Source organism: Staphylococcus roterodami (genome assembly GCA_022493055.1).
Classification (GTDB): domain Bacteria; phylum Bacillota; class Bacilli; order Staphylococcales; family Staphylococcaceae; genus Staphylococcus; species Staphylococcus singaporensis.
On sequence record CP092781.1, the window covers coordinates 1,311,613 to 1,336,390 of the forward strand.

14 protein-coding genes and 1 pseudogene are annotated in these 24,778 nt (G+C 31.1%); 11 read left to right on the forward strand and 4 right to left on the reverse strand.

Annotated features, from left to right (window positions below; translation table 11 throughout):
• Positions 1-33 precede the first annotated feature (33 nt).
• Complete coding sequence (locus tag ML436_06490; GenBank protein ID UMT79369.1) at positions 34-1,155, forward strand: exonuclease SbcCD subunit D; 1,122 nt, start codon at positions 34-36, stop codon at positions 1,153-1,155.
• A gap of 3 nt (positions 1,156-1,158) precedes the next feature.
• Positions 1,159-4,189, forward strand: a pseudogene (locus tag ML436_06495) (SMC family ATPase).
• 68 nt (positions 4,190-4,257) lie between these two features.
• Here the strand turns inward: ML436_06495 and mscL are convergent.
• Positions 4,258-4,620 (reverse strand): large conductance mechanosensitive channel protein MscL, encoded by a 363-nt coding sequence (gene mscL, locus ML436_06500; GenBank protein UMT79370.1) that lies wholly within the window; start codon positions 4,618-4,620, stop codon positions 4,258-4,260.
• Between the two features lie 202 nt (positions 4,621-4,822).
• On the opposite strand from mscL, the gene ML436_06505 reads away from it, so the two are divergent.
• The 3 genes from ML436_06505 to ML436_06515 all read left to right on the forward strand — a co-directional run bounded on the left by ML436_06505 (position 4,823) and on the right by ML436_06515 (position 10,373).
• The gene (locus ML436_06505; GenBank protein UMT79371.1) at positions 4,823-6,469 is read left to right on the forward strand and encodes a BCCT family transporter; all 1,647 of its coding nucleotides are present in this window, start codon (positions 4,823-4,825) and stop codon (positions 6,467-6,469) included.
• A 558-nt stretch (positions 6,470-7,027) separates the two neighbouring features.
• Positions 7,028-9,733, forward strand: a complete 2,706-nt coding sequence (gene acnA / locus ML436_06510) for an aconitate hydratase AcnA (protein ID UMT79372.1) — start codon at positions 7,028-7,030, stop codon at positions 9,731-9,733.
• A 172-nt stretch (positions 9,734-9,905) separates the two neighbouring features.
• The gene (locus ML436_06515; protein ID UMT79373.1) at positions 9,906-10,373 is read left to right on the forward strand and encodes an acyl-CoA thioesterase; all 468 of its coding nucleotides are present in this window, start codon (positions 9,906-9,908) and stop codon (positions 10,371-10,373) included.
• 237 nt (positions 10,374-10,610) lie between these two features.
• Here the strand turns inward: ML436_06515 and ML436_06520 are convergent, their stop codons facing one another.
• Positions 10,611-10,907 (reverse strand): HesB/YadR/YfhF family protein, encoded by a 297-nt coding sequence (locus ML436_06520; GenBank protein UMT79374.1) that lies wholly within the window; start codon positions 10,905-10,907, stop codon positions 10,611-10,613.
• A gap of 432 nt (positions 10,908-11,339) precedes the next feature.
• Complete coding sequence (plsY, locus tag ML436_06525; GenBank protein ID UMT79375.1) at positions 11,340-11,948, reverse strand: glycerol-3-phosphate 1-O-acyltransferase PlsY; 609 nt, start codon at positions 11,946-11,948, stop codon at positions 11,340-11,342.
• Positions 11,949-12,153: 205 nt separating this feature from the next.
• On the opposite strand from plsY, the gene parE reads away from it, so the two are divergent.
• From parE to mprF, 6 genes are all read left to right on the forward strand, one after another.
• Entirely contained in the window at positions 12,154-14,145 is a 1,992-nt protein-coding gene (parE, locus tag ML436_06530) for a DNA topoisomerase IV subunit B (GenBank protein UMT79496.1), read from the forward strand.
• The gene (parC, locus tag ML436_06535; GenBank protein UMT79376.1) at positions 14,145-16,547 is read left to right on the forward strand and encodes a DNA topoisomerase IV subunit A; all 2,403 of its coding nucleotides are present in this window, start codon (positions 14,145-14,147) and stop codon (positions 16,545-16,547) included. The genes parE and parC overlap by 1 nt, the downstream gene beginning before the upstream one ends.
• A 250-nt stretch (positions 16,548-16,797) precedes the next feature.
• On the forward strand, positions 16,798-18,258 hold the full coding sequence (locus ML436_06540; GenBank protein UMT79377.1) for an alanine:cation symporter family protein: 1,461 nt from the start codon (positions 16,798-16,800) through the stop codon (positions 18,256-18,258).
• Between the two features lie 530 nt (positions 18,259-18,788).
• Positions 18,789-19,640 carry a transcription antiterminator gene (locus ML436_06545; GenBank protein ID UMT79378.1) on the forward strand — a complete coding sequence of 284 codons (852 nt, stop codon included), beginning with the start codon at positions 18,789-18,791 and terminating at the stop codon, positions 19,638-19,640.
• A gap of 134 nt (positions 19,641-19,774) precedes the next feature.
• Entirely contained in the window at positions 19,775-20,983 is a 1,209-nt protein-coding gene (gene cozEb / locus ML436_06550) for a cell elongation protein CozEb (GenBank protein ID UMT79379.1), read from the forward strand.
• Positions 20,984-21,468: 485 nt separating this feature from the next.
• A complete protein-coding gene (gene mprF / locus ML436_06555) occupies positions 21,469-23,991 on the forward strand; it encodes a bifunctional lysylphosphatidylglycerol flippase/synthetase MprF (protein ID UMT79380.1) in 2,523 nt (840 codons plus the stop codon).
• Between the two features lie 214 nt (positions 23,992-24,205).
• On the opposite strand, the gene msrA is transcribed toward mprF, so the two are convergent.
• Complete coding sequence (msrA, locus tag ML436_06560) at positions 24,206-24,724, reverse strand: peptide-methionine (S)-S-oxide reductase MsrA (protein ID UMT79381.1); 519 nt, start codon at positions 24,722-24,724, stop codon at positions 24,206-24,208.
• Positions 24,725-24,778: the final 54 nt, after the last annotated feature.

Sequence of the window (24,778 nt, forward strand, 5' to 3'; positions counted from 1 at the left end):
AAAAGCGAACAAACGTTCTATATGGAGGCAATAATGAAAATTATACATACAGCAGATTGGCATTTAGGAAAAATATTAAACGGCAAACAGTTGTTAGAGGATCAAGCATATATTTTAGATAAGTTCGTAGAGCAAATGATGATAGAAAAACCGGATGTTATTGTGATAGCAGGAGATTTATATGACACGACATATCCAAGTAAAGATGCAATTATGTTATTAGAAAGAACAATAGGTAAGCTTAATTTAGAATTAAATATACCAATTATTATAATCAGTGGGAATCATGATGGTAAAGAAAGATTGAATTATGGCGCAAGTTGGTTTGAACATAGTCAACTATACATAAGAACAGATTTTACAACGATTAAGTCACCGATAACTATTAATGAAGTGAATTTTTATACATTGCCATATGCTACTGTTAGCGAAATGAAGCATTATTTTGAAGATGAAAGTATTGAAAATCATCAACAAGGTGTCTCTAGATGTATTGATGAAATTCAACATTTACTTGATCCGAAAGCGATTAATATACTAATTGGTCATTTGACTGTACAAGGTGGTAAAACATCTGACTCAGAGAGACCGCTCACAATTGGTACGGTAGAATCAGTTCAAAAAAATGTTTTTAATGTATTTGATCATATAATGCTTGGACATTTACACCACCCATTTAGTATTAATGATAAAAAGATAAAATATAGTGGTTCATTATTACAGTATTCGTTTTCTGAAGTAGGTCAATCTAAAGGATATAGACGCATTACAATCGATGGTGATGATATCAGTGATAAATTTATACCAATAGAACCTCGCAGACAATTAGAAATTATAACAGGTGAATACAATGAAGTTATAAATGAAAAAGTTGCTGTGAAAAACAAAGAGAATTATTTTCATTTTAAACTTACGAATATGTCTCATATAACAGATCCTATGATGCATTTAAAGCAGGTTTATCCCAATACTTTAGCGCTGACTAATGAAACTTTTAATTATAGTGAAGAGAAAAGTATTATTGATATTAGTAAGCAAGATGATATGACTATCATTGAACAATTTTATAATTATATTACTGATACAGATTTATCAGAAGTTCAATCAAAAAAGATTAAAAACATTTTAGAAGATAAATTGAGCAAGGAGGATTAATGAATGAAGCCATTACATTTAACTTTAAAAAACTTCGGGCCATTTTTAAAAGAAGAAATTGATTTTTCTAAAATTGATAATAATGAACTGTTTTTGATAAGTGGTAAGACAGGATCTGGTAAGACAATGATATTCGATGCAATGACTTATGCACTTTTTGGGCAAGCATCAACTAAACAAAGAGAAGAAAATGATTTGAGGAGTCATTTTGCTGATGGAAAAGAACCTATGTCTGTAACATTTCAATTTGAACTAAATCATCGTGTTTATAAATTACATAGACAAGGTCCATTTATAAAAGAAGGAAATACTACAAAAACAAATGCTAAATTTGATGTATTTGAATTAGTGGATAATCAATTTGAAATTAGAGAAAGTAAAGTGCAAGCAGGGAATCAATTTATAATTGATTTAATTGGGGTTAATGCAGAGCAATTTCGTCAACTATTTATCTTACCTCAAGGTGAATTTAAAAAATTTTTAATATCAAAAAGTAGCGACAAGCAAGGGATATTACGTACACTGTTTGACAGCAATAAATTTGAAGAAGTAAGGGAAATATTAAAAGAAGAAGTAAAAAAAGAAAAAGCACAAATTGAAAATAGATATCAGCAAATTGATCTATTGTGGCAAGAAATAGAAACATTCGATAATGATGAAATTAAAAGTCTAGTGAATATTTCAAGTCAACAAACTGACAAGTTGATAGAAAGTATTCCCTTATTAGAAACGCATTTTAACCAACAGCTAAAAGATGTATACGAGGAAAAAGAAGAAGCTACTAAAAGGTTTGAAAATATAGAAAAGAAAAGACAAGAAAATAATGTGTTACAAGAGAATATTAAGCAATTAGACTTGTATAAAAATAGTTTTGTCCAATTAAAGGAAAACCAACCTGAAATTGATCAAATAAAAGAAAAACTTAAGTTACTTCATGAGATTACAAGTCTATTGAATTTTATTGATGCTAAAAAGCATATCGAAGCTAAAATGTTAAAAGTAAATAATGCGATTAAGGAAACTAAAAATAAGATTGCAGAAGTAGATATTAATAGACAAAATATTGATAAAGAGTATGAGGTATTAAAAGAGAAAGAGCAAACTATTGATAAGAAAATGGCATTTATTGATAAAACTAAGCCTATTAAAAATAATATTACTAAGTATCAAGAAAGTTTTAATAAAGTTGGCGGATTAACAAAAGAGAATAAACAAATCGAAAATGAATTAAGTAATTTAACTAAATCATTAGAAGAAATTGAAATTGCTATTAGCAATAATGATAGTAATTACGATAATATTGTAGTACTAAATCATGAAATGAATCAGATTAATAACGACATTAATACTATACAAGAAAATGAGAATACTAAGTTAGAGTTAAGTAGGTTAAAGAGCACTAAACAAGAGTTAGAAAAGAGCATTAATAAAGAAAAAACAATTCTATGTGATTTAGAGATGAGGCTTGAACAGTTTGATAAGTCTAAATTAGATTTGAATGATAAAGAAAGCTTTATTCGTGAAATAAAGTCTGCAGTAAAAATTGGAGACCAATGTCCTATTTGCGGAAATGAAATTCATGATTTAGGAGAGCACATCGATTTTGAAAGTATAGCTAAACGTAAGGCTGATATAAAAGAAATAGAAACAAAAATATCTTCTATTAAATCAAGTATTGCTGTAAAACATTCTGAAATGAATCATATTAATGAAAAGATATCAAATATTAATGTGAACGAACATCTTGATATTTCAATAGAAGCGTTAAATGAACGATTAATAGTAAAAGAAGCGGAATTAAATAAACAAATTGCTACTAATAAATATGTAGAAGAATTGAAAGCTGATAAAGAGAAATTAACAGTCTGCGCATCATCAAAAGCAATTATTATTTAATAGAAATGAATCAGAACTTAAATTAAGTCAACAGCTTATAATTGAATTTGAAACACTTTCAGAGTATCACGATATTTCTAGCTTTGAAGTGGACTATGACAAGTGTTTACAAGAAGTGAATGCTCATCAGGAACTGGCAAAACAAATTGAGAATAAGCTAGCACAGCTAACTCAACAACGTTTAATTGAAGAAAATAATTTAAATCATTATAAGCAACAATCTATAACGTATAATAATGAATTGGAAGAAAATGAACAAGCTATTGAAATTGAAATGACAAAGTTGAATTTATCTCATGATAGTGATATCGAAGAAATCATGACATGGAGAGAGGACAAAGAAAATTTAAATAAAGCAGTAGATGAATATAGAAAACAATACAATGAATTGGAATTAGAAATAAATAGATTAGAATCGCTAATTAAAGGTAAAGTAGTCATAGATCCAATTGAATTAGAAAACAACTATCAACAAAGTAAAGAAAATTTGAATACATTGATAGATAAATATTCAGCTGTTCATTACCAATGTGAAAATAATATAAAAAAATTAAAATCAATTGAATCGCATATTAATTATTTAAATCAAGAATTGAAAGATCAGCAACAAATTTTTCAACTGTCTGAGATTGTTAACGGTAAAAATAATAAAAACCTCACATTAGAAAATTTTGTCTTAATATATTATTTAGATAAAATTATTGCGCAGGCCAATTTAAGATTAGCAACAATGACGGACAATCGTTATCAATTGATAAGACGTGAAGCGGTTTCGCAAGGGCTTAGTGGCTTAGAGATTGATGTGTTTGATTTACATTCAAATAAAGCTAGGCATATTAGTTCTTTATCAGGTGGGGAAACATTCCAATCTTCATTAGCATTGGCACTTGGAATGAGCGAAATAGTACAGCAACAGTCAGGTGGTATTTCGTTAGAATCTATTTTTATTGATGAAGGTTTTGGTACATTAGATCAGGAAACATTAGAAACTGCATTAGATACACTGTTGAATCTTAAATCGACTGGTAGAATGGTCGGAATCATTTCACATGTAACTGAATTGAAAAATAGAATACCCCTAGTTTTAGAAGTTAAATCAAATCAATATCAGAGTTCAACAATTTTTAGAAGAAATTAAAACATAAAAAAATAGAGATGTTTCAATGGAATTAAATAAATCATTGAGCATCTCTATTTATTTTGAAATTATTTTTTTTCGCGTAATAAATCTCTAATTTCAGTTAATAATACTACATTTTCTTCTACAACAGCTTCTTCTTCTGCTTCTTCTTTCTTCATTAAAGTATTAGCGATTTTAACGAAGATGAATAAAGCAAATGCGATAATAATAAAGTCAATTATTGACTGAATAAATAAACCGTATTTAATTCCCCAGAATGACCATTCTTTAGCAAAATCAACTGAACCGAAAATTTTACCAATCAATGGCATAATTATATTTTCAACTAATGAAGTTACAATCTTGTTGAAAGCTGCGCCCATTACAACAGCGATAGCTAGGTCTAAGACATTACCTTTTAAGGCAAATTCTTTGAACTCTTTTAACATTACACTCAACCTTTCTTTTTTAAATGTAACCTCAATTATACAACAAATAAAATATTTAGAAAACAGTTTATTTAAGGAAATTTGATTATCGTAAAGACCTTTGTTATCCTATAAAGGTGCGTGAGTAAAAAATAAAATGTTTTGATAAATTTTTTATTTTACTACATAAAACTAAATATAGAATTGAAGGGAGTAATTAATTATGAATTCTTCTTCACCTGAGAATCCAAATGGCAAGAAGTATTCACCGGTGTTCATCTATAGTGCGATTGTTGTTGCTATAGTCGTATTACTTGGTGCATTTTTACCTGAACAATTCAACTATGTGACCAATAATATTAAAATATGGATTACAGAAAAATTAGGATGGTATTATTTAATTCTTACAACGATTATTGTCTTTTTCTGTATATTCCTTATCTTTAGCCCGATTGGTAAGCTGAAATTAGGTAAGCCAAATGACAAACCAGAATTTAATACAATTTCTTGGTTTGCAATGCTATTTAGTGCTGGTATGGGTATTGGATTAGTATTCTATGGAGCTGCTGAACCGATGGCACATTTTGCTGCGCCACCAACAGCCGATCCAAAGACGACGGAAGCTTATACTGAAGCTCTTCGCTCAACATTTTTCCATTGGGGATTCCATGCTTGGGCTGTCTATGGAGTTGTTGCATTAGCGTTAGCCTATGCACAATTTCGTAAAGGTGAGCCTGGCTTATTATCAAGAACATTGCGCCCAATTTTAGGTGATAAAGTAGAAGGACCTATTGGAATTTTAATTGATGTATTATCTGTTTTTGCCACTATCGTTGGGGTAGCTGTTTCTCTAGGTATGGGTGCACTTCAAATCAATGGTGGTTTACATTATTTATTCAATGTTCCAAATAATACATTTGTACAAGCGATTATTATTATTGTAGTTACAATTTTATTTATCGCAAGTGCATGGTCAGGTCTAAGCAAAGGCATTCAATATTTAAGTAACTTGAATATTGGTCTAGGTACTATTTTAATGATAGCTGCATTAATAGTTGGACCGACTGTACTTATACTCAATATGTTAACTAGTTCAACAGGTAGCTTATTGAATACATTTTTATTTAATAGTTTTGATACTGCAGCTTTAAATCCTCAAAAACGTGAGTGGATGTCTTCATGGACACTTTACTATTGGGGTTGGTGGTTAAGCTGGAGCCCATTCGTTGGTGTGTTTATTGCTCGTGTTTCAAAAGGGCGTTCAATTAGAGAGTTCATTTCTGGCGTTTTATTAGTACCTGCCATCGTAAGTTTTATATGGTTTAGTGTTTTTGGTGTGTTAGGCATCGAGACTGGTAAAAAACATAAAGAAATATTCGATATGACACCTGAGACACAACTATTTGGCGTATTTAATCATGTGCCATTTGGAATAGTTTTATCACTTATTGCTTTATTATTGATTGCTTCATTCTTTATTACGTCTGCAGATTCAGCTACATTCGTATTAGGAATGCAAACGACATTTGGGTCATTAAATCCATCAAGTATGGTTAAAGTTGTATGGGGAATTTCACAAGCTTTAATTGCATTTGTACTTTTATTAGCTGGTGGCGGTAATGGTGCAGAAGCTTTAAATGCAATTCAAAGTGCTGCGATTATAAGTGCGTTCCCATTCTCCTTTGTAGTCATATTAATGATGATTAGCTTCTATAAAGATGCTAACCAAGAACGTAAATTCTTAGGATTAACATTGACACCAAATAAACATCGCTTACAAGAATATATTAAGAGTCAACAAGAAGATTATGAGTCAGATATTCTTGAAAAGCGCCAATCTCGTAGAAATTTAGAGAAAAAAGATAACTAATTTTCAGTATGATGATTAGACTGAATGTTTTCTATTATGGAAAGTTATATAAATGGTAAGTTTATTGTTGATGAGTTAAATTAATCAAACAAATATAATTAAATCCGAAGTTTCGTATTATACAAAAACGAAGCTTCGGATTTTTTTATTTTTTGGAAAAGTACTACATATAATGAATGCTATTTAGATGCTGAATTTTGAATGGAAATGTAGCTGAGTTTATTTCATAAAAAATATGTCGATATTAATTTTTGCATAAACACATTATGAACATAGTATTTAATATAAAGGTTGAGATGCGAAAAATAAAAATTACAGAAAGTGGGTTCTTGCAATAAGAATTTGAAAAACAGTTACGAGATTGATAATTATTCTCATTTAATAAAAAATACTTATTACACTATGTTCTTATGATAAGTTTTACTTATGGATACTGATTAAAAAGTCGAAATGTAATTTAAGCGTTTTCTAAGTATCATGAGTTGTTTATCAATTAATATAATAATACAATTTAATTAAGGCATATAAATATAAAAATGTATCAAGGGGGATCATTAAATGGCTGCAAATTTTAAAGAGCAATCAAAAAAACATTTTGACTTAAATGGCCAAAGTTATACTTACTATGATTTAAAAGCGGTAGAAGATCAAGGAATTACTAAAGTTTCAAATTTACCTTATTCTATTCGAGTATTATTAGAATCATTACTTCGCCAGGAAGATGATTTTGTAATTACAGACGAGCATATTAAAGCTTTGAGTCAATTTGGAGAAGATGGAAATGAAGGAGAGGTACCATTTAAACCTTCTCGAGTTATTTTACAAGATTTCACTGGAGTACCTGCCGTAGTTGATTTAGCTTCTTTACGTAAAGCGATGGACGATGTTGGGGGAGATATTACAAAAATCAATCCGGAAGTACCAGTTGATTTAGTTATTGACCACTCAGTTCAAGTTGATAGTTATGCAAATCCTGAAGCACTTGAACGCAATATGAAATTAGAATTTGAACGTAACTATGAACGTTATCAATTTTTAAATTGGGCTACTAAAGCATTTGACAATTATAATGCAGTACCACCTGCAACAGGAATTGTGCACCAAGTTAACTTAGAATATTTAGCAAGTGTTGTACATGTTCGTGACGTAGATGGAGAAAAAACTGCTTTCCCTGATACATTAGTTGGTACCGATTCACATACAACAATGATCAACGGAATTGGTGTTCTTGGCTGGGGTGTTGGTGGTATCGAAGCAGAAGCTGGAATGTTAGGTCAACCATCTTATTTCCCAATTCCAGAAGTTATTGGAGTACGCTTGGTGAATTCATTGCCACAAGGTGCAACAGCAACTGATTTAGCGCTAAGAGTTACACAGGAATTACGTAAAAAAGGTGTTGTAGGCAAGTTTGTAGAATTCTTTGGTCCAGGTGTACAACATCTCCCATTAGCTGACCGTGCAACAATTGCTAATATGGCACCAGAGTATGGTGCAACTTGTGGATTCTTCCCAGTTGATGATGAATCTCTTAAGTATATGAAGTTAACTGGTCGTTCAGATGAACATATCGCACTTGTAAAAGAGTATTTACAACAAAATCATATGTTCTTTGATGTTGAAAAAGAAGATCCTAATTATACAGATGTAATTGAACTAGACTTAGCAACAGTTGAAGCTTCATTATCAGGACCAAAACGTCCGCAAGATTTGATTTTCTTAAGCGATATGAAAACAGCTTTTGAAGATTCTGTTACAGCACCAGCAGGTAACCAAGGTCATGGATTAGATAAAAGTGAATTTGATAAAAAAGCTAAAATTGAATTCAAAGATGGCTCAAAAGCGTCTATGAAAACTGGTGATATTGCGATTGCAGCAATTACTTCATGTACGAACACGTCTAACCCATACGTAATGCTTGGTGCAGGTTTGGTAGCTAAAAAAGCAGTTGAAAAAGGTTTGAAAGTACCTGAATATGTTAAAACATCTTTAGCTCCAGGTTCAAAAGTTGTAACTGGTTATTTGAGAGATTCAGGATTACAAACATATTTAGATGATTTAGGATTTAACCTAGTAGGATATGGCTGTACTACATGTATCGGTAACTCAGGCCCATTATTACCAGAAATTGAAAAAGCGATTGCAGATGAGGACCTATTAGTTACTTCTGTATTATCAGGTAACCGTAATTTCGAAGGACGTATCCATCCGCTTGTTAAAGCTAACTACTTAGCATCACCTCAGTTAGTTGTTGCATATGCATTAGCAGGAACAGTCGATATCGATTTACAAAATGAGCCAATTGGTAAAGGTAAAGATGGAGAAGATGTATATTTACAAGACATTTGGCCAACAATTCAAGAAGTTTCAGATACAGTTGATAGCGTAGTTACACCAGAATTATTTATTGAAGAATATAAAAACGTTTATAACAATAATGAATTATGGAATGAAATTGATGTAACAGATCAACCATTATATGATTTTGATCCAAATTCTACGTATATTCAAAATCCTTCATTCTTCCAAGGTTTATCTAAAGAACCTGGTAAAATTGTACCGTTAAACGGTTTACGAGTTATGGGGAAATTCGGTGATTCAGTTACAACAGACCATATTTCTCCAGCAGGTGCAATCGGTAAAGATACGCCAGCGGGTAAATATTTATTAGAACATGATGTTCATATACGTGAGTTTAACTCTTATGGTTCACGACGTGGAAACCACGAAGTAATGGTTCGAGGTACATTTGCAAATATTCGTATTAAAAACCAATTAGCACCAGGAACAGAGGGTGGATTCACTACTTATTGGCCAACAAATGAAGTGATGCCAATTTTTGATGCCGCTATGAAATATAAGGAAGATGGTACAGGATTAGTAGTATTAGCTGGTAATGACTACGGTATGGGTTCTTCACGTGACTGGGCAGCAAAGGGTACAAACTTATTAGGTGTTAAAACAGTTATCGCGCAAAGCTACGAACGTATTCATCGTTCAAATTTAGTTATGATGGGTGTGTTACCTTTAGAATTTAGAAAAGGTGAATCAGCTGATGCGCTTGGTTTAGACGGTACCGAAGAAATTTCAGTAAATATTGATGAAAATGTACAGCCTCATGATTTTGTTAAAGTGACTGCTAAAAAACAAGATGGTGAGTTAGTGGAATTTGATGCTATGGTACGTTTCGATTCATTAGTGGAAATGGACTACTATCGTCACGGTGGTATTTTACAAATGGTTTTAAGAAATAAATTAGCTCAATAATAACTGTAGTAATTCAAATTTTGAAATATGGCTACATTATAGCTTGAGTATTGAAGATATATTTGAATATCAAACATGACCGGTCGGTTCAAAACATTCGTGTTGTTGGCCGACCTCTTTTTTATATTTATGTTAGAATTATAAGTAAAGTTTATCCGAAAGAAGGCTTAAAATGATATATAGTATAACAGAAATAGAAGCACGTTACGCTGAAACTGATAAAATGGGTGTTATTTATCATGGTAATTATGCAACTTGGTTTGAAGTAGCAAGATTGGACTATATAACAAAGCTAGGTTTTAGTTATGCTGAAATGGAAAAACAAGGAATTATTTCACCTGTAACTGAACTTAATGTTAATTTTAAAAAATCTATTTTTTACCCAGAAAAAGTTAAAATTAAAACTTGGGTAGAACATTATTCTCGATTACGTTCAGTTTATAAGTACGAAATTTTTAATGAACAAGGTGAACTTGCTACTACTGGCTCTACAGAATTGATATGTATTAAAGAAGATACATTTAAGCCAATACGATTAGATCGCTATTTCCCTGACTGGCATGAAGCATATCATAAAGTTTCAGAGCTCAATAAAACCGGAACAACATTTGAAGTGGTAGATGGGATTGAGTCGCTATAAATTTTGATTCTATTTTAGCTAGCTTATTAACTCGTAAAATTGAACTTTATTTTCATAACTGAAAAAGCTTTTAGTTGAATAATGAAGTTTATTTGAGGCTAGGTTATTATACGTATAATTGAAAATTCAAAGTTTTAAAATGACACATTGAAAATCTTACGAATAATTATGAAAATAAATTAAAAACGAACTTGTTTGCACATCATCACTAGCGCAATCAAGCTCGTTTTTTTATATTTATTTTGCGGTATAAGATATTTCATCTTCATGATCGACTACATTTACAATGATATGATCATCTTCAAAGTACCACAAATCCTTTTCTGCAACGACAATATTTAATCCATCATATTGTTGTTCATAGCCAATATCAACGTTTTCTTTAGGTTCAACTGTAAAAGCAGGACTAAATCCTTGCTTGAGTTGGAATTCGCCACCATATCTTACAAAAAACACAAGTACTTTATTATTTTCAGGTAACTCAAGTTCATTTTTAAACCAAGTTACGGCTGCATCAGTAAGTTCTATTTGCATAACAACGACCTCCAATATTTATTACGGAATGGGAATGGGCCCAACTTGCATTGCCTGTTGAATTTCTTTCCGAAATTCTCTTTGTTGGGGCCCACCCCAACTTGCATTGCCTGTTGAATTTCTTTTCGAAATTCTCTTTGTTGGGGCCCACCCCAACTTGCACATTATTGTAAGCTGACTTTCAGCCAGCTTCTTTGTTGGGGCCCCGACTAGAATCGCAACACGCTTGTTTCATGTGCATTTTCATTCTATCAACTACTGCCAATATAACATTTTAGAGTCTAGGAGATAGATTTATGTCCCTAACTCAAATTTTTCTAATAAAAACTAAAGTATAGTTGAATTTTAAGTTAAAATAATTGTTTTTGCAAAAATAAAATAATCCATCAGCTGCAAAATTTTATGCAATGATGGACTACTGTCAAAAAATTGTTACATCCATTTAATTTTAGGTTCTTCGCCTCTGAAAATCCTTGCAATATTAGAACGATGTCTAATGATTAAGATTATTGAAACAAGGAAACTAACGACTAGTAAAATATAGTCTTGAATAATGAGTGAACCAATAACACAACAAATTGCTGCCACAATACTTGCTAATGAAACGTATTTAAAAATCTTCAGTACTACAAAGAAGATGATTGCAAGTATAAGTAAAAGTATTGGATTAACACCTAATACGACACCAGCACTTGTTGCAACTGCTTTGCCACCTTGGAATTTTAAATAAATTGGATAAACGTGCCCAAGAATGGCGAATAAGCCAACGATTAAGCCGTTTGTGAAAAAAGTACTAATAGGGCCATCAGCATGAACCGGTAACCAAAGAGGGAAGAAAACTGTAATAAACCCTTTAAAAATATCTAAAAATGTTACCAAGAATCCTGCAGGACGACCTAATACTCTAAAGCTATTAGTAGCGCCAGTATTACCACTACCAAATTGTCTTATATCTTTTTTGAAAAATACTTTTCCAATTACAAACCCACTTGGGAATGCACCAATAAGATAACTTAGTAGTAACATGACGATTATCATCATAAATATTACACATCCTTTAATATCTTAGGACTATTTTATCATATTCATTTAAATTACGGCTAAAAATTTTAAAAACTGAAATTAATATAGGCAATTAAGCTAAGAAAGTTAATTGATACTTGCATTTTGCGCTGATTTATATAAGAATAACTATTGTATAGTTTTAAAAACGAACGTACGTTTGCAGGAGGCGAAATCATTGGCAATGAATAAACAAAATAATTATTCAGATGATTCAATACAGGTTTTAGAGGGGTTAGAAGCAGTTCGTAAAAGACCTGGTATGTATATTGGATCTACTGATAAACGGGGATTACATCATCTAGTATATGAAATTGTCGATAACTCCGTCGATGAAGTTTTAAATGGTTACGGTAATGAAATTGATGTAACAATAAATCAAGATGGTAGTATATCTATAGAAGATAATGGACGTGGTATGCCAACTGGGATACATAAATCAGGTAAGCCAACTGTCGAAGTTATTTTTACTGTATTACATGCAGGTGGAAAATTTGGACAAGGTGGCTATAAAACATCTGGAGGACTTCATGGTGTTGGTGCATCAGTTGTAAATGCCTTAAGTGAATGGCTTGAAGTTGAAATTCATAGAGATGGTAATATTTACCACCAAAGCTTTAAAAATGGTGGGACACCAGCGTCTGGGTTAGTTAAAAAAGGAAAGACTAAGAAAACTGGTACAAAAGTAACATTTAAGCCAGATGGTACTATTTTCAAAGCATCTACATCATTTAACTTTGATGTATTAAGCGAGAGACTTCAAGAATCAGCTTTTTTACTTAAAAATTTAAAAATATCACTTAAAGACTTGCGTAGTGGTAAAGAACGTGAAGAATATTATCACTATGAAGAAGGTATTAAAGAATTTGTTAGTTATGTTAATGAAGGTAAAGAAGTGCTTCATGATGTCGCTACATTTTCAGGGGAAGCAAACGGTATAGAAGTCGATGTAGCTTTTCAATATAACGATCAATACTCTGAAAGTATTTTAAGTTTTGTAAATAATGTACGTACTAAAGATGGTGGTACACATGAAGTCGGTTTTAAAACGGCAATGACACGTGTGTTTAACGATTATGCACGTCGTATAAATGAATTGAAAACTAAAGATAAAAACTTAGATGGTAATGATATTCGTGAAGGTTTGACTGCAGTTGTATCTGTTCGTATTCCTGAAGAGTTATTGCAATTTGAAGGGCAAACAAAATCTAAATTAGGTACATCGGAAGCAAGAAGTGCTGTTGATTCAGTTGTTGCAGATAAACTACCATTTTATTTGGAAGAAAAAGGACAACTGTCTAAATCTCTTGTTAAAAAAGCAATTAAAGCACAACAAGCTAGGGAAGCAGCCCGTAAAGCACGTGAAGATGCACGTTCTGGTAAGAAAAATAAACGTAAAGATACTTTGCTATCAGGTAAATTAACACCAGCACAGAGTAAAAACACTGAAAAAAATGAACTATATTTAGTCGAAGGTGATTCTGCTGGAGGTTCTGCAAAATTAGGGCGAGATCGTAAGTTCCAAGCAATTCTACCTTTGCGTGGTAAAGTTATAAATACTGAAAAAGCACGTCTTGAAGATATTTTCAAAAATGAAGAAATCAATACTATTATTCACACAATTGGAGCAGGTGTTGGTACAGATTTTAAACTTGAAGATAGTAACTATAACCGTGTCATTATCATGACTGATGCAGATACTGACGGTGCACATATCCAAGTGCTGTTATTAACGTTCTTCTTCAAATATATGAAACCACTTGTTCAAGCAGGACGTGTATTTATAGCATTACCACCACTTTATAAATTAGAAAAAGGTAAGGGTAAGGCAAAACGAATTGAATATGCATGGACTGACGAAGAACTAAACAAATTACAAAAAGAACTTGGCAAAGGTTTTACATTACAACGTTATAAAGGTTTAGGTGAGATGAATCCTGAACAGTTATGGGAAACAACAATGAATCCTGAAACACGTACTTTAATTCGTGTCCAAGTTGAAGACGAAGTGCGTTCATCTAAACGAGTAACAACGTTGATGGGTGATAAAGTGCAACCTAGACGTGAGTGGATTGAAAAGCATGTTGAATTTGGTATGCAAGAAGACCAAAGTATTTTAGATAATTCTGAAGTACAAGTACTTGAAAACGATCAATTTGATGAGGAGGAAATCTAGTGAGTGAAGTAATTCAAGATTTATCACTTGAAGATGTTTTAGGTGATCGCTTCGGAAGATATAGTAAATATATTATTCAAGAGCGTGCATTGCCTGATGTCCGTGATGGCTTAAAGCCAGTACAACGTCGTATTTTATATGCAATGTATTCAAGTGGTAATACACACGATAAAAATTTCCGTAAAAGTGCCAAAACAGTCGGTGATGTTATTGGTCAGTATCATCCACATGGAGACTCCTCAGTGTATGAAGCGATGGTTCGTTTAAGCCAAGACTGGAAATTACGTCATGTCCTAATAGAGATGCATGGTAATAATGGTAGTATTGATAATGATCCACCTGCAGCAATGCGTTATACAGAGGCTAAGTTGAGTCAGTTAGCAGAAGAATTATTGCGTGACATCAATAAGGAAACAGTTTCATTTGTTCCTAACTATGATGATACGACACTTGAACCAATGGTCTTACCGTCAAGATTTCCTAATTTATTAGTGAATGGTTCTACAGGTATTTCAGCTGGTTATGCTACTGATATCCCACCACATAATTTAGCTGAAGTGATTCAAGCAACTTTAAAATATATTGAAAATCCCGATATTACAGTGAGCCAATTAATGAAATATATTAAAGGGCCAGATTTTCCAACAGGTGGTATTATTCAAGGTATCGATGGAATTAAAAAAGCTTACGAGTCAGGTAAAGGTCGCATAATTGTACGTTCAAAAGTAGATGAAGAGACTTTGCGTAATGGTCGTAAACAATTAATTATTACGGAAATTCCTTATGAAGTGAATAAAAGTAGTTTAGTAAAACGCATTGATGAACTTCGTGCTGATAAAAAAGTTGATGGTATTGTTGAAGTTCGTGATGAGACAGACAGAACGGGTTTACGTATTGCTATCGAATTGAAAAAAGATGTTAATAGTGAATCTATAAAAAATTATCTTTATAAGAATTCTGATTTACAGATTTCATACAATTTCAATATGGTTGCAATTAGTGATGGGCGTCCAAAATTAATGGGCATTCGTCAAATAATAGATAGTTATTTAAATCATCAAATTGAAGTGGTAGCAAATAGAACAAAATTTGAATTAGATAATGCCGAAAAACGTATGCATATTGTTGAAGGTTTAATCAAAGCATTATCAATCTTAGATCAAGTGATTGAATTGATTCGTAGTTCTAAAAATAAGCGTGATGCTAAAGAAAACTTGATTGATGTTTATGACTTTACTGAAGAACAAGCTGAAGCTATTGTGATGTTACAATTGTATCGTTTAACGAACACAGATATCGTTGCTTTACAAGAAGAGCATAAAGAGTTAGAAGCGTTAATTCAACAATTACGTCATATTTTAGATAATCACGATGCATTATTAAATGTTATTAAAGAGGAACTGACTGAAATTAAGAAAAAATTCAAATCTGAGCGTCTATCATTGATTGAAGCTGAAATAGCTGAAATTAAAATTGATAAAGAAGTTATGGTTCCGAGTGAAGAAGTTATATTAAGTATGACGCGTCATGGATACATTAAACGTACATCAGTGAGAAGTTTTAATGCTAGTGGTGTAGCTGAAATTGGCTTAAAAGATGGCGATAGTTTACTCAAACATCAAGAGGTAAATACGCAAGATACTGTATTAGTGTTTACAAATAAAGGTCGTTATCTATTTATACCAGTTCATAAATTAGCAGATATTCGTTGGAAAGAATTAGGACAACATGTATCACAAATTGTTCCAATAGAAGAAGATGAAATGGTTATTAATGTCTTTAATGAAAAAGACTTTAATACAAATGCATTTTATGTGTTTGCTACTCAAAATGGTATGATTAAGAAAAGTACAGTACCTCAATTTAAAACAACACGCTATAATAAACCATTAGTAGCTACGAAACTTAAAGATGGTGATGAGTTAATTAGTGTGATGCGTTTTGATAAAGATCAGTTAATCACAGTCATTACCAATAAAGGTATGTCGCTTACTTACAATACTAGTGAATTATCTGATACGGGATTGAGAGCTGCAGGTGTAAAATCTATTAATCTTAAAGATGAAGATTATGTTGTTATGACAGAAGGTATTTCTGAAAATGACAGTATTTTAATGGCTACTCAGCGTGGCTCTTTAAAACGTATAGGTTTTAAAGTTTTACAAGTTGCTAAGCGAGCTCAAAGAGGATTAACTTTATTGAAAGAATTAAAGAAAAATCCTCACCGTATAGTTGCTGCACATGTTGTAACAAAAGAGCATAATCAATATACTTTGTATTCAAAAGCGAATGAAGAACACGGTTTAGTTAATGATATTCACAAATCTGAACAATATACTAACGGCTCATTCATTGTAGATACAGATGATTTTGGAATAGTAACCGATATGTATATTGATTAAAAACTATATGCAATTATTAAATTAAATGATAAAATACAGTAATGTTAAATTTTGACTAAATTCAAGGGATTTATATTAAATGCTGACCAATAGCTCATCGTTAAATAAACGATATGCTTTGACCAAACTAATATAAATCTCTTGTATTGTATAAGAAATGATGGTGTATCTCTATATTTACTGAATGTTTCAATTTGTTCTAAATTTATGGAAGATACATGATTCATGTAGAGGATGCGAGGGGTTTATTTTGAAAGATTTCGATAGTTTAATTCCTGGATGGTTTAAAGAATTTGTCCATGTCGGTACTGATTTAATATGGTCTCAATATTTAATTGGGTTGTTACTGACTGCTGGATTCTTCTTTACAATAAGTTCTAAATTCGTACAATTGCGTATGTTACCTGAAATGTTTAGAGCACTGGTAGAACGTCCAGAAACATTAGAAGATGGTAAGAAAGGTATTTCTCCATTCCAAGCATTTGCTATAAGTGCTGGTTCAAGAGTAGGTACTGGTAATATTGCTGGTGTTGCGACTGCTATTGTATTAGGTGGTCCAGGTGCAGTATTTTGGATGTGGGTGATTGCTTTTATAGGTGCCGCAAGTGCATTTATTGAAGCAACTTTAGCACAGGTATATAAAGTTCATGACAAAGATGGCGGATTCCGTGGTGGACCTGCTTACTATATTACAAAAGGTTTAAACCAAAAATGGTTAGGTATTGTATTTGCAATATTAATTACAATTACATTTGCATTCGTATTCAATACAGTGCAATCGAATACAATTGCTGAATCATTAAACACACAATACAATATTAGTCCTGTTGTTACAGGTATCATTTTAGCTATTGTAACTGCTATTATTATTTTTGGTGGTGTTCGTAGTATTGCTACATTATCATCATTAATTGTTCCTATTATGGCTATTATTTACATAGGTATGGTTTTAGTTATTTTATTATTTAACTTAGATCAAATCGTTCCTATGATTGGTACGATTGTAAAAAGTGCGTTTGGAATTGAACAAGTAACAGGCGGTGCCATTGGTGCTGCTGTATTGCAAGGTATTAAACGTGGTTTGTTCTCAAACGAAGCTGGTATGGGTTCTGCACCAAATGCAGCTGCAACTGCTGCCGTACCACACCCAGTTAAGCAAGGTTTGATTCAATCATTAGGTGTATTCTTTGATACTATGTTAGTTTGTACTGCCACTGCCATTATGATCTTACTGTATTCTGGATTGAAATTTGGCGCTGGTGCACCTCAAGGTGTAGCTGTGACACAATCAGCACTTAATGAACATTTAGGCTCTGCTGGTGGTATTTTCTTAACAATTGCAGTTACTTTATTTGCATTTTCATCTGTAGTAGGTAACTACTATTATGGCCAATCAAATATCGAGTTTTTATCAACAAATCGAATGGTATTATTTATCTTTAGATGCCTCGTTGTAGTATTAGTATTTATCGGAGCAGTTGTGAAAACAGAAACTGTATGGAATACAGCAGATTTATTCATGGGCTTAATGGCAATTGTAAATATTATTTCCATTATAGGCTTGTCCAATGTAGCATTCGCATTAATGAAAGATTATCAACAGCAGAAAAAAGAGGGCAAGAATCCTGTCTTTAAACCTGAAAACTTAGAAATCAACTTATTTGGCATTAGTGCTTGGGGTGCTAATAATAAGAAAAAAATAGATAAATAAGCATTTCAAGAGTAATATTTTAATTTTAAACTAATTAAAAATCCCGGATTTTCAAGTATAAATGAAAATTTCGGGATTTTTTCTTTTTATGTTAATTGCTCTCAATATACTATATTAGTAATTCTGTACTTGAAGTTACTATACTCAGGTATTTCTTTGGAAAATCAATTTTTAAATAGAGTGAGTTGATTGAGTAAAATACAACGGATGGTTCTTGTTATTTTGGTATTCGATAAATATATCAAATGTCATTGCATAAAATTATTTTTCAAAGCATATTAGAATTTAATAGTGCATTTTAGTTTGTATTATAAGTTAATTCAGCTACTATGAAAATAAATAGAGAAATATATGATACATTATACGTAATATCAATGACACAGTTTATTAAACTATTGGAACATCGAAGATTAATTAAGATGAATTATTTGGAATGGGCGTGTAATTGAGGGCAAGTTTTTAATTGAAAATGCTTTTATATTAGTCATTTCCAATATATAATCTTAATAATAGAAAAATAGGTGATGATAATGGGAGAGTATATTGTAACAAAGACATTGAATAATAATGTCGTAGTATGTACAAACGATGGTCAAGAAGTTATCTTGATTGGTAAAGGTATTGGTTTTAACAAAAAAGAGGGAATGGTGTTAAATAATCAATCTATTACAATCGATAAAATTTATAAACTTGAAAGTGAGCAACAAAAAGAACATTATAAAAGTTTAGTTGAAATTGCTGACGACAATGTTTTACAAGTTATTATTGAGTCATTAAATTTTATTTCAAATACAGCAATGAATGTCGATTCGAAGCAACTTGTTGTGTCATTAACAGACCATATTATTTTTGCATACAAGCGTATAAAGCAAAATCAAGTCATTAGTAATCCATTTGTTATGGAAACTAAACAATTATATAGCGAAGCTTATCATATTGCTAAACAAGTTATTGATCAATTAAATGCTGCCTTAGATGTACATTTTCCAGAAGATGAAATTGGATTTATCGCATTGCATATTGCATCTAATACTGAAGATTTATCTATGCGAGAGATGACATTAATTAACGATTTGATTAAAAGAAGTATAGGTATCATTGAATCAGACTTAGTGACCACCGTAGATAAACAATCACTTCAATATCAACGTTTTATTAGGCATGTGCAATTTTTAATTAGACGTTTAAGAAGAAAAGAATATATTCATGCACAAGATGATTTTGTGTCAATGATTAAAAATCATTATCCGATTTGCTATAATACTGCTTTTAAAATTTTAACAATGATTCAAAAGCAGTTTGATGTTCATATTAGTGAATCAGAAATTATATATTTAACTTTACACATTCATCATTTTGAAGCCAAGATTAATCAGTCATAAAAAGCGTGTTATACGTACGTTTCATTACTTTAAAGCATATTTATATGGTATGATTAATATTAGTAATTTTACATAAGGAGACAGTTGATTTAACAACTAACTTATGAATATTTCAAGTGGTGGTGAATATTTAATTGACTGAAAATGATAAAAATATTAGAAAGAATTTTTTGAAATTTACCGAATCGCGGTATATGAAGTTTATTGGTGGAAATGATTTAGTTTTCTCATTAATTGCTTTAGTATTACTTGGTATCGTTATTTTTATCTTTGAAAAAGTATCATATGTATTTGATCCTTTTATCATAGTTTTTAAAACGATAGCAGCACCTATTATAGTGTCTTTAATACTATTTTATTTGTTTAACCCAATTGTGAACTTAATGGAACGTTATAGAATTCCTAGAGTTGCAGGGATTTCAATTATTTATTTAGCTGTAGTGGGAATTATTACGCTAATTGTTAATTTGCTAATTCCAATTATTGGTTCTCAAGTTGATAGTTTAGTTAAAAATTCACCGCATTATTTAGAAAAATTAATTAATTCTATTGATAAGATAGCTAATAATACATTTTTCTCATCTTATTATAGTCAAATTAATGATTGGTTAAATTCATTGCCGAAAAAGATACCGTCAATGCTTAGTGAGTTTACTGATGGTTTTGGCTCTAAAATTGCAACGTTTGCTGAAACAATCGCCAATATTGGTGTTGTGATTGTTACTACACCATTTGTATTATTCTTTATGCTTAAAGATGGACATCATTTCAAAGAATTTTCAACGAATATTATGCCTCCTAAATTTAGAAAAGATTTCCATGATTTGCTTGAAAAGATGAGTGTTCAAGTAGGTTCATATATTCAAGGACAAATTATTGTCTCATTCTGTATAGGTATATTATTATTTATTGGCTACTCAGTTATCGGATTGAAATATAGCTTAGTTTTAGCTAGTATCGCAGCTGTTACTAGTGTTGTTCCATATTTAGGTCCGACAATCGCAATATCACCAGCCATTGTTATTGCTGCTATTACTTCACCTTGGATGCTTTTAAAATTAGCTGTTGTTTGGACTTTAGTGCAATTTGTTGAAGGACATTTTATTTCTCCAAACATTATGGGTAAAACGCTTAAAATTCATCCGCTTACAATTATTTTCATATTATTATGTGCAGGTAAGTTATTAGGAATTGTTGGTGTTATTTTAGGTATTCCTGGATATGCAATTTTAAAAGTATTAGTAACACATTTGTTCCAATTATTTAAACGACGTTATAATCGTTTTTATGGTAATGATGTAGGTGAGTATGATATTAAAGAAAGTAACAAAATAGTTGAATAACTTATTAAATACCAATAGACATATGTTTGTTGGTATTTTTTATGGGTAACGTCATACTACTAGTAGTATGTGACAATGTATTTGGTTTTAAATTTAGTTATGCAAATATAGTAAAATATTTATGTGAAGTTTTAGTTAAATAAGCTATTTCATTTAATTTGAAAATACTAATCGTATAGATATTCTAGGTTACATTGGACAGAATGTAATAAATGGAATTATTAATTCAATAAGAAAAAGCCATAATTTAAATATGATTAATCTGATTTTTTATAATTGTTGATTCATAAGATTCTTTATGTTAAATATGAATCAGTGAAATAAAATATATAGATAACATATGAATATAGTGTATAAATAGTGCTATTATCGTTAGCAATATGACAAAAGTGTTATATAAATCAAAGGGAAATGATATGCTATTATTATGATTTATATGATATATTTTGATTTATAATAGAAATAATTAGAATTGATGTGAAAAAATGAATCAGGAAGTTAAAAACAAAATATTTTCAATCTTAAAAATTACGTTTGCTACAGCTTTATTTATTTTTGTAGTAATTACGTTGTATCGAGAGTTATCTGGTATTAACTTTAAAGATACATTGGTTGAATTTGGCAAAATCAACCGTATGTCCCTTGTATTACTATTTATTGGTGGTGGGGCATCGCTTGTCATTTTATCTATGTATGATGTGATTTTATCTAAAGCTTTAAAAATGGATATTTCTTTAGGAAAAGTTTTAAGAGTAAGTTATATCATTAATGCATTAAATGCGATTGTTGGATTTGGTGGATTTATTGGTGCAGGCGTAAGAGCAATGGTTTACAAAAACTATACGCACGATAAGAAAAAATTAGTTCACTTTATATCATTAATACTAATTTCAATGTTAACGGGATTAAGCTTGTTATCGTTATTAATTGTTTTCCACGTTTTCGATGCATCTTTAATTTTAGATAAAATTACGTGGGTGAGATGGGTATTATATGCAGTGTCATTTTTCTTACCATTATTCATTATTTATTCAATGGTCAAACCACCAGATAAAAACAATCGTTTCGTTGGCCTATATTGTACAATCGTTTCATGTGTGGAATGGTTGGCGGCTGCAGTTGTATTATATTTCTGTGGTGTAATTGTTGATGCGCATGTATCATTTATGTCATTTATTGCAGTGTTTATTATTGCTGCATTATCTGGTTTAGTCAGCTTTATTCCAGGTGGTTTTGGTGCTTTTGACTTAGTTGTTTTATTAGGATTTAAAACATTAGGTGTACCGGAAGAAAAAGTATTATTAATGCTATTACTTTACCGTTTTGCGTATTATTTTGTACCAGTAATCATCGCATTAATTTTATCATCATTTGAGTTTGGTACATCAGCTAAGAAATACATTGAAGGCTCTAAATACTTCATTCCTGCTAAGGATGTTACATCATTTATTATGTCATACCAAAAAGATATTATTACTAAAATTCCTTCATTATCATTAGCAATTTTAGTATTCTTCACAAGTATGATTTTCTTTGTAAACAATCTGACCATTGTTTATGATGCGTTATACGATGGTAATCATTTTACGTATTATCTTTTATTAGCAGTGCATACAAGTGCTTGTTTATTGCTTCTACTTAATGTTGTTGGTATTTATCAACAAAGTAGACGAGCTATTATATATGCAATGATTTCAATTTTATTAATTACTGTAGCGACGTTCTTTACGTATGCATCGTATATTTTAATTGCTTGGTTAGCGATTATCTTTATTTTACTTGTTGTAGCTTTCCGCAGAGCACGTAAATTAAAACGTCCAATTAGAATTAGAAATTTAGTCGCAATGCTTTTATTTAGCATATTTGTACTCTACATTAATCATATTTTTATAGCTGGAACATTTTATGCTTTAGATGTGTATACGATTGAAATGCATACGTCTGTACTTAAATATTATTTCTGGATTACCATTTTAATTATTGCTTTAATCGTTGGCGCAATTGCATGGCTATTTGATTATCAATTTAGCAAAGTGCGCATATCTTCTAACATTGAAGATTGTGAAGCGATTATTAATCAATACGGAGGAAATTATTTAAGTCATTTAATTTATAGTGGAGATAAACAGTTTTTCACTAATGAAGATAAGACTGCATTTTTAATGTATCGATATAAAGCAAGTTCGTTAGTTGTTCTTGGTGATCCACTTGGTGATGAAAATGCATTTGATGAACTATTAGAAGCATTTTATAATTATGCGGAGTATTTAGGTTACGACGTTGTTTTCTATCAAGTAACGGATCAACATATGCCGCTATACCATAATTTCGGAAATCAATTTTTCAAATTAGGTGAAGAAGCAATTATTGATTTAACTCAATTTTCAACTTCAGGTAAAAAGCGACGTGGTTTTAGAGCAACATTAAATAAATTTGATGAGTTAAACATTTCATTTGAAATTATTGAACCTCCATTTAATACAGAATTTTTAAACGAACTTCAACATGTAAGTGATTTATGGTTAGATAATCGTCAAGAAATGCATTTCTCTGTTGGTCAATTTAATGAGGCTTATTTATCTAAAGCTCCAATTGGTGTGATGCGTAATGAAAATAATGAAGTCATCGCGTTTTGTAGTTTAATGCCAACATACTTTAACGATGCAATTTCAGTTGACTTGATCAGATGGTTACCTGACTTAGATTTACCATTAATGGATGGTTTATACTTGCATATGTTACTTTGGAGCAAAGAACAAGGCTATACTAAATTTAATATGGGTATGGCAACCTTATCAAATGTTGGCCAGCTACATTACTCATATTTACGAGAACGACTTGCAGGTCGAGTGTTTGAACATTTTAATGGCCTATATCGTTTCCAAGGTTTACGTCGTTATAAATCGAAGTATAATCCAAACTGGGAACCACGCTTTTTAGTTTATCGTAAGGATAGCTCACTTTGGGAATCACTTTCTAAAGTAATGCGTGTTATACGTCATAAATAATTAGAAATCCGAGTACTAAAAGCATTGAAATGCTGATAAAGTACTCGGATTTTTTATGTTTTGTTGAAGTTTTATATTAATAGAAATATAAAAAAGGTAGATGAAAATCTTTATGTTTTTCGTTTACCTTTTTAATAATGAAGAATTTAATGCTATTAGTATATACGGCTGCTATTGTGAATCCACTCATTTATGACTGAAACTAATTGTTTTGTTAAAGATGTTGTTGCTTGTTTTTATATTCTTGACGTATTTTTTGTTCTTCTGCATAACGCTCAGGATTTTTCTTGTAAAAGTCTTGATGATACTCTTCGGCTTTGTAAAATTCTGAAGCAGGTAATATTTTTGTAGCAATAGCCTTGTCAGCATTAATAGTATTTTTAAGCTGTTCAATATACATTTCGGCTTGCTTTTTTTGATGTTCATTAGTATAAAAAATGGCAGTTTGATATTGTGGGCCACGATCTTGGAACTGCCCATCAGTATCTAATGGATCAATTACTGAGAAAAATATTTCTAATAATTTGTTATACGAAAATAAAGCGACATCATATTGTATTTCTACAGTTTCTAAATGTCCGCTAGCACCTGATTTTACTTGTTCGTATGTTGGGTTTTTAACATGCCCACCCATATATCCAGAAGTTACTTTTTCAATACCATCGAAGGTGTCAAATGGTTTCGTCATACACCAAAAGCAACCTCCGGCAAAATAAGCTGTATTTATATTCATTTTTGACATCCTTTCATTAGACCTTAGTACGATTTATTCAGAAATCACTTGCTT